The organism is Streptomyces sp. NBC_00887 (assembly GCF_045207585.1).
Window position 1 is genome coordinate 4,829,760 of record NZ_CP108788.1, and the last position, 12,911, is coordinate 4,842,670.

Sequence of the window (12,911 nt, forward strand, 5' to 3'; positions counted from 1 at the left end):
CGCGGGGTCCTACCCTGGTGGATGCGCTGCCCAAGGGAGGACGGCGCTGTCGCCGAGTGAGGAATGGCCGTAATGCCAGAGTTTGCGTACTCCGATCTGCTCCCACTGGGAGAGGACACCACGCCGTACCGGCTGGTGACCGCCGAGGGCGTCTCGACCTTCGAGGCCGACGGCCGTACGTTCCTCAAGGTGGCTCCGGAGGCCCTGCGCACCCTCGCCGCCGAGGCCATGCACGACATCTCGCACTACCTGCGGCCCGCCCACCTGGCGCAGCTGCGGCGCATCGTGGACGACCCCGAGGCGTCGTCGAACGACAAGTTCGTCGCCCTCGACCTCCTGAAGAACGCGAACATCGCCGCCGCGGGTGTCCTGCCCATGTGCCAGGACACCGGTACGGCGATCGTCATGGGCAAGCGCGGACAGAACGTGCTGACCGAGGGCGGTGACGAGGAGGCCCTGTCACACGGCATCTTCGACGCGTACACCAAGCTCAACCTGCGCTACTCGCAGATGGCACCGCTGAACATGTGGGACGAGAAGAACACCGGCTCGAACCTCCCGGCCCAGATCGAGCTGTACGCGACCGACGGCGGCGCGTACAAGTTCCTCTTCATGGCCAAGGGCGGCGGCTCGGCCAACAAGTCGTTCCTCTTCCAGGAGACCAAGGCGGTCCTCAACGAGACCTCCATGATGAAGTTCCTGGAGGAGAAGATCCGCTCCCTGGGGACGGCCGCCTGCCCGCCGTACCACCTGGCGATCGTCGTCGGCGGTACGTCGGCGGAGTTCGCGCTCAAGACCGCGAAGTACGCCTCCGCGCACTACCTGGACGAGCTGCCCGCCGAGGGCTCCCCGACCGGCCACGGCTTCCGGGACAAGGAGCTGGAGGAGAAGGTCTTCGAGCTGACGCAGAAGATCGGCATCGGCGCGCAGTTCGGCGGAAAGTACTTCTGCCACGACGTGCGCGTGGTCCGCCTCCCCCGGCACGGCGCCTCGCTGCCCGTCGCCATCGCCGTGTCCTGCTCGGCCGACCGCCAGGCCACCGCGAAGATCACCGCCGAGGGCGTCTTCCTCGAGCAGCTGGAGAAGGACCCGGCGCGCTTCCTCCCGGACACCACCGACGAGCACCTCGACGAGGCGGGTGACGTCGTACGCATCGACCTCAACCGGCCGATGGACGACATCCTCGCCGAGCTGACCAAGTACCCGGTCAAGACCCGGCTCTCGCTGACCGGCCCGCTGGTCGTGGCGCGCGACATCGCGCACGCCAAGATCAAGGAGCGGCTCGACGCGGGCGAGGAGATGCCGCAGTACCTCAAGGACCACCCGGTGTACTACGCGGGCCCGGCGAAGACGCCCGAGGGTTACGCGTCCGGTTCCTTCGGCCCCACGACGGCCGGCCGCATGGACAGCTATGTCGCGCAGTTCCAGGCGGCGGGCGGCTCCAAGGTGATGCTCGCCAAGGGCAACCGGTCCAGGCAGGTCACCGACGCGTGCGACGCCCACGGCGGCTTCTACCTCGGTTCGATCGGCGGCCCCGCGGCTCGTCTCGCGCAGGACTGCATCAAGAAGGTCGAGGTCGTCGAGTACGAGGAGCTCGGCATGGAGGCGGTCTGGCGCATCGAGGTGGAGGACTTCCCCGCGTTCGTCGTGGTCGACGACAAGGGCAACGACTTCTTCACCGAGCCCGCCCCGGCACCGACGTTCACCAGCATTCCGGTGCGCGGCCCCGGCCTCGGCTGACCGGCCCGCGCGCGTCCAGGGGCGTTCCCGCTACCGCCGGGGCGCCCCTGGGGCATTTCCGCTCACCCGGGACATGCTCGTGTACGGCGGTGTGCGGCAATCATCTGGCGGTGGGCACGAATGACCGCTCTTCACACGTGTGCAGATTGCCTGTGTGCGGGCGGTAAGGGTGCTGCGGGCGGGGCGGCCGGGCGAGTATGAACGGATGACGCGCGGCATCAGCACCACGGACGACACGGCCCACCCGGAACGCCGTTATCGATTTCTTGTCGCGGGTTACGCCGTCTCCTCGTACGGCACTTTCCTGAATACCGTGGCACTCAATCTCTTCGTCTATGCGACGACGGGCCGGGCGCTCGCCATGGGGCTGTTCATGGCCGTGCGGCTGGCGTCGGGATTCGCCGCGGGACTGGCGGCCGGCGGGCTGCTCGCACGTTTCACGGCGAGGAGCGTCATGCTGTGGACGAACGCCGCGCAGGCCGCGGTGATGCTGTCGCTGGTCGTCGCGCCGGAGGGCCTGCGGACGGGTGCGCTGGTCGCGGTCTCCGTGGTCGTCGGCGCCTGCGGAACGCTGTTCATGGTGGCGTTGCGCACTTCCGTGCCGGAGATGGTTGCCCCGGACCGGCTCACCTGGGCGAACTCGCTCTCCATCACGGCGCGTTCGGTGGCGATGGTGGCCGGGTTCGCGTCCGCCGGTGTGGTGGTGTCGCTGGTGGGGTACACGGCGGCCTTCGTGATCGATACGGCGACCTTCTTGGTGTGTGCGGTGACGGTGGCTCTGCTGCCCGTCGCGGGCGGCGCGGCGGGCACGGGCGCGAAGGCGGAGCCTGCCGGGGGCGCGGACGCGGAGCCGCCGGGCCGGAGGCGGATGCCCGTCGCCCTCGCCGCGCTGGCCGCCGCGCCGGGCCTCGGACTGATGGTGGCGCTGCGCGGGGTGGACGCCTTCGGCTCCTCCTCCCACAACGCCGCGCTGCCCGTCCACTCCAGCGCGCTGGACGCCTCGCACCCCGCGGTGTTCGTCAGCGCGTTCTGGTGCCTGTGGGCGGTCGGGAACATCGGCGCGCAGCAGGTGATCCAGCGCCGCGCCCGACGAACGGGCCGCGCGGTGGGTGCGCGGGGCTTCGGCTACGGGACCGTGGTGATGTCCGCGGCGTTCATCCTCGCGTTCGCCGGTCTGCCACTCGCCGCGACGGCGGTCGTCGCCCTGGTCGCCGGGGCGGCGGACGGGCTGACGGAGGTCTCGTACACCTCGCATCTCCAGACGCTCTCCGCCCGGCTGCGCGGTCGCGCGTTCGGGCTGTCCGCGACCGTCGAGAACCTCGGCTTCGGCGTCGGCATGATCATCGTGGCGGCCGCGCTGGAGGGCTACAGCCCCCTGACCGTGGTCGCCTGGTCCCACGGGGCCGCCATCATGGTCGCACTGGCGTTCCTGCTGCGGGTGTCCGCGCGGCAGGGCGGGGAGCAAGGGGTGCGCCACCGGGTACGGCAGCCGCGTCGCGGCGACCGGGACGGCGCCGGGACACCCCTGGGCTGACACACCGCGCACGGGAGCGGGGACGCCGCCCGCGCCCTGCCGGTTCATGGAGGTGCTCCAGGTATTTACTGACGGATGACGCCGCCGGAATACCTGGAACGCACCACGCGCTCGTCTCCAGCAGGAGGTTGGAACACATGGACGGATCGACCGAGGACCCGCAGTACCGCATCGAGCACGACTCGATGGGAGAGGTGAGGGTCCCCACGCACGCCAAGTGGCGGGCCCAGACGCAGCGCGCCGTCGAGAACTTCCCGGTGTCCGGGCAGCGGATCGAACGGGCCCACATCGAGGCACTGGCCCGGATCAAGGCAGCCGCCGCCAAGGTCAACGCCGAGCTGGAGGTACTGGATCCCGAGATCGCGCGGGCGATTCAGGAGGCCGCCGCCGAGGTCGTCACGGGGCGGTGGGACGAGCACTTCCCCATCGACGTGTTCCAGACAGGTTCCGGCACGTCGTCCAACATGAACACCAACGAGGTCGTGGCGACGCTCGCCACAGAGCGGCTGGGGCGTGAGGTCCACCCCAACGACCACGTCAACGCCTCGCAGTCGTCGAACGACGTGTTCCCCTCCTCCATCCACATCGCCGCGACCGCCGCGGTGACCGCGGATCTGATCCCGGCACTGGAGCATCTGGCGGTTTCCCTGGAGCGGAAATCAGCCGAATTTGCGGAGGTCGTGAAGTCGGGCCGTACGCATCTGATGGATGCCACACCCGTCACCCTGGGCCAGGAGTTCGGCGGGTACGCGGCGCAGATCCGCTACGGCGTCGAGCGGCTTCGGGCCTCGCTCCCCCGCCTCGCCGAGCTCCCGCTGGGCGGTACGGCGGTGGGCACCGGGATCAACACTCCGCCCGGCTTCTCGGCCGCCGTGATCGCGGAGGTCGCCAGGACCACCGGACTGCCGCTCACCGAGGCGCGCAACCACTTCGAGGCGCAGGGGGCCCGGGACGGGCTCGTCGAGACGTCCGGCCAGCTCCGTACCGTCGCCGTCTCGCTCACCAAGATCTCCAACGATCTGCGCTGGATGGCGTCGGGTCCCCGCACCGGGCTCGCCGAGATCAATCTGCCCGACCTCCAGCCCGGTTCGTCGATCATGCCGGGCAAGGTCAATCCGGTGATCCCGGAGGCCGTGCTGATGGTCGCGGCCCAGGTCACGGGCAATGACGCCACGGTCGCGGCAGCCGGAGCGGCCGGCAACTTCGAGCTGAACGTGATGCTTCCGGTGATCGCCAGGAACCTGCTGGAGTCGGTGCGCCTGCTCGCGAACGCCTCCCGGCTGCTCGCCGACCGCACGGTCGACGGCATCACGGCCAACGTGGAGCGGGCCCGGCAGTACGCGGAGTCCTCGCCGTCGGTGGTGACCCCGCTGAACAAGTACATCGGCTACGAGGAGGCGGCGAAGGTCGCCAAGAAGTCCCTGGCCGAGGGCACCACGATCCGGGAGACCGTGCTGGCAGGGGGGTACGTGGAGCGCGGCGACCTGAGTGTGGAGCAGCTCGACGAGGCCCTGGACGTGTTGCGTATGACCAGGCCGTGACACGTATCGCAGCGTGCGGGCGCCCGCGTCCGTAAGATCTCTTCATGACAGCCACGGAAGCGGGTACGGGAGCAGGCACCGGTGCCGGTGCGGGAGACGGCGCGCACTGGGCACCGGGGGACCAGATCCTCTGGCGCTACCGCGGCAACGGCGGCGGGAGCCCCGTGCACATCTGCCGGCCGGTCACCGTCGTCCAGGACACCGACGAACTGCTCGCCGTGTGGATGGCGCCCGGCACGGAATGCGTGAAGCCCGTACTCGCCGACGGCACGCAGGTGCACGCCGAGCCACTGGCCACCCGCTACACGCGCCCGCGCACCACGGTGCGTGCGCGCTGGTTCGGCGCGGGTGTGCTGAAGCTCGCCCGGCCGGGCGATCCGTGGTCGGTCTGGCTGTTCTGGGACCGCGGCTGGCTCTTCCGCAACTGGTACGTCAACCTCGAGGAACCCCGCGCCCGCTGGGCGGGGGGCGTCGATTCCGAGGACCACTTCCTCGACATCTCCGTGCACCCCGACCGCAGCTGGGAGTGGCTCGACGAGGACGAGTTCGCCCAGGCCCAGCGGGTCGGGCTGATGGATGCCGCCACCGCCCGGGGCGTGCGGGAGGCGGGCCTGGCGGCGGTCGACGTGATCCGTGCCTGGGGGGCTCCGTTCCGGGACGGCTGGGAGCACTGGCGCCCCGATCCGCAGTGGGGGGTTCCGCCGTTGCCGGATGACTGGGACCGCACCCCTGCCCCCACGCGGTCGTGAGACCCTTGATGCACCCCAGGGGGGCAAACGTAGGATCGCCTTCCACGATCCGCGTCGCCACAACCGGCGGACGTGGCACGGGACCTGACCACAAGTCATCGCACACGTCGCATGAACCGCACGGGCCACGGAGCCGGGCGGGTCGTGCGGTCGCCTGAACCGCTACGAGGGGGTGGAGACGTGCTCACTGTCCGCTGCCCCGTCGCCGGAATGACCGATATCGGCCCACCGCGCGGCCGTGCGGTTTCGGCCCCGCTTCTGAGGGCATCCGGTGACAGCCGTTGTTCTCACCGCTCTTGCCGGGGCACAGTGGCGCCCCACGAGGTGATTGCCTCACACAACCGGCCCGGACGGACGGAATCCCACGCGTGACGGAGCATCCCACCTCCCACGAAGGCCGGCAGCCCCTCGCTGCCCGGTCGCAGGAACGCGCCCGGCCCCGGCAGCAGGAGTCCGGACCGGGCGCCGCTGCCACCGCCGCGATCCCCGGCCCCTCCGCGGTGCCGAATCCGGGACCCGGTACCGCCCCGGAGTCCGCCACGCCCGGCGTCGACACCCAGGCGGTCACCCGCCGCGAAGGCGACCGGCTGCGTTTCGTCGGCGCGGCGACCCGCCGGATCGCCCGGGGCATAGACCTCGACGAGATCGTGCTCGGCCTGTGCCGAGCCAGCGTGCCGACGTTCTCCGACGCCATACTCGTCTATCTGCGCGACCCGCTCCCGGTGGGCGACGAGCGCCCCGTCAACCCGTTCGTGCTGCGGCTGCGCCGCACCGACAGGCTGCGGCTGACCGACGAGGACAGCGAGAACGGCCCGGAGGGCGAGCGGCTGCGGCTCCCCGTCACCGACCCGCAGGCCGGTCTGCTGCCCGCCGCCGACCTGTGCGAGGTCCTGGCGGGCGGCGCGCTCGCCGAGGTCCTTCGCGGGGTGCGTCCCGTCTTCGGGGACTCGGCCGCGGCCCGCGTCGCCCTGCCCGAACTGCTCGGGGCGGGCCGGACCGTACCCACCGGACACCGCGCGATCCTGGCACCGCTGCGCGGCCGGCGCCGGGTCATCGGCGCCGCCGTCTTCCTGCGCGGTACGGACCGCCCGCCCTTCGAGGCCAACGACCTGCTGGTCGCGGCCCAGCTCGCCACGCACACCGCGCTGGGCATCGACAAGGCCGTGCTGTACGGCCGCGAGGCGTACATCGCCGACGAGCTGCAGCGCACGATGCTGCCCGACTCACTGCCGCAGCCCACCGGCGTGCGCCTGGCCTCCCGCTACCTTCCGGCCGCCGAGACGGCCCGGGTCGGCGGTGACTGGTACGACGCGATCCCGCTGCCGGGCAGCCGGGTCGCCCTGGTCGTCGGCGACGTGATGGGCCACTCCATGACGTCCGCGGCGATCATGGGCCAGCTGCGCACCACCGCGCAGACCCTGGCCGGTCTCGACCTGCCGCCGCAGGAGGTCCTGCACCACCTGGACGAGCAGGCGCAGCGCCTCGGCAGCGACCGGATGGCGACCTGCCTGTACGCGGTGTACGACCCGGTCGCACACCGGATCACCATCGCCAACGCCGGCCACCCGCCGCCCGTGCTCCTGCACCTGGGCGGCCGGGCCGAGGTGCTGCGGGTGCCGCCGGGGGCCCCGATCGGCGTCGGCGGGGTCGACTTCGAGGCCGTCGAGCTGGACGCGCCGGCCGGTGCCACGCTGCTGCTGTACACGGACGGTCTGGTGGAGTCCCGGCTGCGGGACGTGTGGACCGGGATCGAGCAGCTGCGGGAGCGGCTCGCCGCGACGGCGCAGCTGACCGGGCCGGACCATTCGCCGCCGCTGGAGGCGCTCTGCGACGACGTGCTCGACATGCTGGGCCCCGGCGACCGGGACGACGACATCGCTCTGCTGGCCGCCCGTTTCGACGGGATCGCGCCGAGCGACGTCGCGTACTGGTTCCTGGAGCCGGAGGACGCAGCCCCGGGACGTGCCCGCAGGCTGGCCCGCAGGGCGCTCAGCCGATGGGGGCTTGACGCCCTCTCGGACGAGGTGGAGCTGCTGGTCAGCGAGGTGGTGACCAACGCGGTGCGGTACGCGGAGCGCCCGGTGACCCTCCGGCTGCTGCGGACCGACATCCTGCGCTGCGAGGTCGGCGACGACTCCCCGCAGCTGCCCCGGCAGCGCCGCGCCCGCGACACGGACGAGGGCGGACGCGGTCTGTTCCTGGTCAACCGGCTGGCCAGGAGATGGGGGGCCACTCGGCTCTCCACGGGCAAAGTGGTCTGGTTCGAGATGACTGTTCCGGGCTCGTAGCACTTCATCACGTTCTGGACCCTTTCCAGATGTTGCCGACCTCCCGTCGCCGGAGTTGACTTCAGTCGTGAACGAAGCGACCTGAACGAGACCCCACACCGACGGGAGGCCGATCGTGACCGAGGAAACCGGCAAGGTTCCTTACACCACGAACAACGCCGGGATCCCGGTGGAGAGCGACGAACATTCACTCACCGTCGGATCCGACGGCCCGATCCTGCTCCAGGACCACTACCTCATCGAGAAGATGGCCCAGTTCAACCGTGAACGGGTCCCCGAACGGGTGGTCCATGCCAAGGGCTCCGGCGCCTACGGCATCTTCGAAGTGACGAACGACGTCAGCCAGTTCACCAAGGCGGACCTCTTCCAGCCGGGCAAGCGCACCGAGATGCTCGCCCGCTTCTCCACGGTCGCAGGTGAACAGGGTTCTCCCGACACCTGGCGCGACCCGCGCGGATTCGCACTGAAGTTCTATACCGAGCACGGCAACTACGACATGGTCGGCAACAACACGCCGGTCTTCTTCGTACGGGACCCGATGAAGTTCCAGGACTTCATCCGCTCCCAGAAGCGCCGCCCTGACAGCGGGGTGCGCGACCACAACATGCAGTGGGACTTCTGGACCCTCTCGCCGGAGTCGGCGCACCAGGTCACGTGGCTGATGGGCGACCGGGGCATCCCGAAGACGTACCGCCACATGAACGGCTACAGCTCGCACACCTACATGTGGGTGAACGCGGGCGGCGCGCGGTTCTGGGTGAAGTACCACTTCAAGACCGACCAGGGCATCGACTTCTACACGCAGGCCGACGCCGACGCGATGGCCGGGACCGACGGCGACGCCCACCGCCGCGACCTGTTCGACTCGATCGAGCACGGCGACCACCCGAGCTGGACCCTGAAGGTCCAGATCATGCCGTTCGACGACGCACCGGACTACCGGTTCAACCCGTTCGACCTGACCAAGGTGTGGCCGCAGGGCGACTACCCGCTGATCGAGGTCGGCCGGATGACGCTGAACAAGAACCCGGAGGACTTCTTCGTCCACATCGAGCAGGCGTCCTTCGAGCCGTCGAACATGGTGCCCGGCATCGGTCCGTCGCCCGACAAGATGCTGCTCGGCCGGCTCTTCTCGTACCCGGACACCCACCGGTACCGGATCGGCCCGAACTATCTGCAGCTGCCGCCCAACCGGCCGCGTTCGCCCGTCCACTCGTACGCGAAGGACGGCCCCATGCGGTACGAGCCGGCGCGCACGGGTGCGGTCTACGCGCCGAACTCGTACGGCGGCCCCGCTGCGGATACCGCCCGCTTCGGGGAGCCCGCGGGCTGGGCCACGGCGGGCGAGATGGTCCACGAGGCGTACACGCCGCGCAAGGACGACGACGACTGGGGCCAGCCGGGCACGCTGGTGCGCGAGGTGATGGACGACGCGGCGCGGGACCGGCTCGTCTCCAACGTCTCCGGCCATCTGCTGGACGGCGTGAGCAAGCCCGTCCTTGGGCGTGCGCTGCAGTACTGGCGCAACATCGACAAGACCGTCGGCGACCGGATCGCCAAGAAGGTGAACGGCGGCTGACGCACGGCATGCGCAAGGGGCGGTGTCGGTGACACCGCCCCTTGCGCATGCTCACTGTCCCAGCAGACCGTTCCCCGGGCGCTCGCCCGGCGGCTGGTCCCCGTCATCGGGGTCCTTGGTCGCGCTGGGGTCGTCGCTCGGCGTCCCCGAGGGCGACTCGCTCGGCGGCCAGCTCGGTGTCGTCTCCTCGCTCGGCGTCTCGCTCGGCGTCTCGGTGGGCTCCTCGGTCTCCTCGGAGGGGGTCTCCTCCGGGGTCTCCGTCTCCGACGGCGTGGCCGAGGGGCGCTCGGTCACGGCCGTCTCACCGCGCTCCACACCCTCCAGGTCGAAGGTGGCGTCCGAGCCGCCGCCCAGTGCGCCGAGGGTGTAGTCCGCCCAGATCTTCGCGGGGAATCCGCCACCGTTGGCGCGGCCGGAGTTGGCCGTACCGGTCAGGGTGACCTGACCGCCACCTTCCTTGGTGGACTCGCCGTACAGGGCCACGACCGTCGAGAGCTCCGGGGTGTAGGCCGCGAACCAGGCTGCCTTGTTGTTCTCCGAGGTACCCGTCTTGCCCGCCGCGTCGTAGGCCGAGGTGTTGGCCTCGCGGCCGGAGCCGATGTCGACGACCTCGGTGAGCGCCTTGGTCACCGTGTCGGCGGACGCCCGGCTGAGCACCTGCTCGCCGGTGCCGTCGACCGGCTCCATGGTGCGGTCACGGTGCTTCGCGGACTTGACGATGGTCGGGGTGACCTTCTTGCCGTGGTTGTCGAGGGTGGCGTACACCCCGGCCATGTCCCAGGTCGAGGCGTTCATGGTGCCCAGGGTGATCGCGGGGGCCACGGGGAAGTTCTTGTCCGGTACGCCCATGGCCAGCGCGGTCTTCTTCACGGCGCTCGGGGTGACGTCGACGACCATCTGCGCGAAGACGGAGTTGATCGACTTGTCCATCGCCTTCTGGACGGTCGGACTGTCGTAGCTGATGTCGTCCTCGTTCTGCGGACTGAACGGGATGTTGCTGCCGACAACGGGGCGCCTGCTGGTGCCGTCGTAGACCGTGTCGAGACCGATCACATCGCCGTCCTGGGTCTTCGACCCGTTCTCCAGCGCGGAGGCGAGCACCAGCGGCTTGAAGGTGGACGCGGGCTGGTAGTCCTGCCGGGTGGCGTTGGACATCCAGTGCTCGGTGGCACCGACACCGCCGTAGAGCGCGACGACCTTGCCCGTCTTCGGGTCCACGGAGGTGGCACCGGCCTGGACGGTCGCGTCGGTCTTGTTGCCCTGGCGGTCGAGCTTGCTCTCCAACTGGCGGTCGACCGACTTCTCGAGCTGCTTCTGCTTCTTCTTGTCGACGTTGAGGGTGACGGTCCAGCCGCCGGCCTCGCGCATCTCCTCGGTGATGCCCTGTCGCGCCATCTCCTGGTTGGCCGCCTCGACGAGATAGCCGGTCTGGCCCTCCAGGCCGGGGGCGGCCTTGGGGGACTTCGGGATGGGGAACGTCAGCTTGTCGCGCTCGGCCTGGTCGAGCCAGCCCTCCTCGACCATGTTGGTGAGGGTGTAGGCCCAGCGCTCCTTGACGAGCTTCTTGCCGGTCGGTGAGGCGACCGCCCAGTCGTACTGGCTCGGAGCCTGGAGCAGGGCCGCGAGATAGGCGCCCTGGGAGACGTCGAGGTCCTTGGCGTCGACACCGTAGTAGGCCTGCGCCGCCGCCTGGATGCCGCTCGCACCGCGTCCGTAGTACACGGTGTTGAGGTATCCGGCGAGGATGTCGTTCTTCTTCATGCGCTGGTCGACCTTGAGCGAGATCACCAGCTCCTTGAGCTTGCGGGTGACCGTCTGGTCCTGCGTGAGGTAGTAGTTCTTCACGTACTGCTGGGTGATCGTCGAGCCACCCTGCTTGCCCTTGCCGGAGAGCGTGTTGAGCACGCCGCGCGTGGTGCCCTTGAGGTCGACGCCCTGGTCCCGGTAGAAGGACTTGTTCTCGGCGGCGACGAAGGCGTGCTGGACCTTCTTGGGCACGACGGCGAGGTCCACGATCTCCCGGTTGACGCCGGTGCCGGTACGGGCCAGGAGCGTGCCGTCGCTGTACTTGTAGACGTTGCTCTGCTTCTCGGCCTGGGCGTTCGCCGCCGGTACGTCCACGAACATGTAGAGCGCCACGAAGGCACCCATCACGAGCAGGCAGAGCCCGAAGAACGTGCCCAGCATCTTCCGCCAGGTGAAGAGTCCGCGTATGCCGCCGCTCTTCCCGGCCCGGCGCGCTCCCCGCCCCTGAGCCCGTCGCGCATCCGCTCGACCCATTGCTGTGGTGCTCCTGTTCCTCTGCTCGTTCTGCTCCGGTCAGACCCATCAGCTAACACCGAGAGCACGGACAAATGGCAAGCGATCCGGTCTTTTCCGGACGTGACAATCAGCACCTGTCACACAGGAACCGACTCACGAGGGGTGCACAAGGTTGCGACGTCGGATAATGTGAAATCACATTGCTAGCACGGCATTGAGCCGTACGAATCGGGGGACCCATGTCCGCACCGCACGACCGTCCCGGCTCCGCCGACCCCGCCGCCGACCTGACGCCGGACGCGCCCGAGATGCCCGCTCCCCAGGTCAGGGAGACCACGGCGCACTCCATCCCCGGCGGCCTCGGGCTGCTCCTGACCGTCCTCGGGGTGTTCGTCGGCGTCGGCCTGGCCATCGGCGGCGGCGTTCTCGGCGCCAACGGGCACAACGGCATCGGTATCCCGCTCTTCGTCCTTGGCGTGCTGCTCGTCATCGCCTCGTTCTTCTGCATGAGCGGTGTGAAAATGGTCGCTCCGGGCGAGGCCCGGGTCATCCAGCTCTTCGGCCGGTACGTCGGCACGATCCGCGCGGACGGTCTGCGCTGGATCAACCCGCTGACCTCCAGCCGCAAGATCTCCACCCGGGTCCGCAACCACGAGACGGCCGTCCTGAAGGTCAACGACGCGTACGGCAACCCGATCGAGCTCGCCGCGATCGTCGTCTGGAAGGTCGAGGACACCGCGCAGGCGCTGTTCGAGGTGGACGACTTCCTGGAGTTCGTCGCCACGCAGACCGAGGCGGCCGTGCGGCACATCGCGATCGAGTACCCGTACGACGCCCACGACGAGGGCGGCCTCTCGCTCCGCGGCAACGCCGAGGAGATCACCGAGAAGCTCGCCGTCGAGCTCACCGCGCGGGTGCAGGCGGCGGGCGTGCTGATCATCGAGTCGCGTTTCAGCCATCTCGCGTACGCCCCCGAGATCGCCTCCGCGATGCTCCAGCGACAGCAGGCGGGCGCGGTCGTCGCGGCCCGCCAGATGATCGTCGAGGGAGCGGTGGGCATGGTCGAGATGGCCCTGACCCGCATCGCCGAACAGGACATCGTCGAGCTCGACTCCGAGCGCAAGGCGGCGATGGTCAGCAACCTGATGGTGGTGCTGTGCGGTGACCGTGCGGCGCAGCCGGTCCTGAACACGGGCACGCTCTACCAGTGACGGACGA

At 69.8% G+C, this 12,911-nt stretch carries 8 protein-coding genes; 7 read left to right on the plus strand and 1 reads right to left on the minus strand.

Annotated elements, in window-relative coordinates:
• Window positions 1–72 precede the first annotated feature (72 nt).
• The 6 genes from OG844_RS21850 (at window position 73) to OG844_RS21875 (ending at window position 9,431) form a co-directional block, all read left to right on the plus strand.
• Window positions 73–1,740, plus strand: coding sequence for a fumarate hydratase (locus tag OG844_RS21850; RefSeq protein ID WP_329207816.1), 1,668 nt, complete (start codon window positions 73–75; stop codon window positions 1,738–1,740).
• 205 nt (window positions 1,741–1,945) lie between these two features.
• The gene (locus OG844_RS21855; protein ID WP_406392444.1) at window positions 1,946–3,274 is read left to right on the plus strand and encodes an MFS transporter; all 1,329 of its coding nucleotides are present in this window, start codon (window positions 1,946–1,948) and stop codon (window positions 3,272–3,274) included.
• Window positions 3,275–3,411: 137 nt separating this feature from the next.
• A complete protein-coding gene (locus OG844_RS21860; RefSeq protein ID WP_406392446.1) occupies window positions 3,412–4,815 on the plus strand; it encodes a class II fumarate hydratase in 1,404 nt (467 codons plus the stop codon).
• Between the two features lie 44 nt (window positions 4,816–4,859).
• Complete coding sequence (locus OG844_RS21865; protein ID WP_406392448.1) at window positions 4,860–5,564, plus strand: DUF402 domain-containing protein; 705 nt, start codon at window positions 4,860–4,862, stop codon at window positions 5,562–5,564.
• Between the two features lie 368 nt (window positions 5,565–5,932).
• On the plus strand, window positions 5,933–7,852 hold the full coding sequence (locus OG844_RS21870; protein ID WP_406392449.1) for a SpoIIE family protein phosphatase: 1,920 nt from the start codon (window positions 5,933–5,935) through the stop codon (window positions 7,850–7,852).
• A 115-nt stretch (window positions 7,853–7,967) separates the two neighbouring features.
• Entirely contained in the window at window positions 7,968–9,431 is a 1,464-nt protein-coding gene (locus tag OG844_RS21875; protein WP_406392450.1) for a catalase, read from the plus strand.
• A gap of 51 nt (window positions 9,432–9,482) precedes the next feature.
• On the opposite strand, the gene OG844_RS21880 is transcribed toward OG844_RS21875, so the two are convergent.
• Entirely contained in the window at window positions 9,483–11,711 is a 2,229-nt protein-coding gene (locus tag OG844_RS21880; RefSeq protein WP_406392452.1) for a transglycosylase domain-containing protein, read from the minus strand.
• 221 nt (window positions 11,712–11,932) lie between these two features.
• Between OG844_RS21880 and OG844_RS21885 the strand changes: the two genes are divergently transcribed.
• Window positions 11,933–12,904, plus strand: a complete 972-nt coding sequence (locus OG844_RS21885) for an SPFH domain-containing protein (protein ID WP_406392453.1) — start codon at window positions 11,933–11,935, stop codon at window positions 12,902–12,904.
• Window positions 12,905–12,911 lie beyond the last annotated feature (7 nt).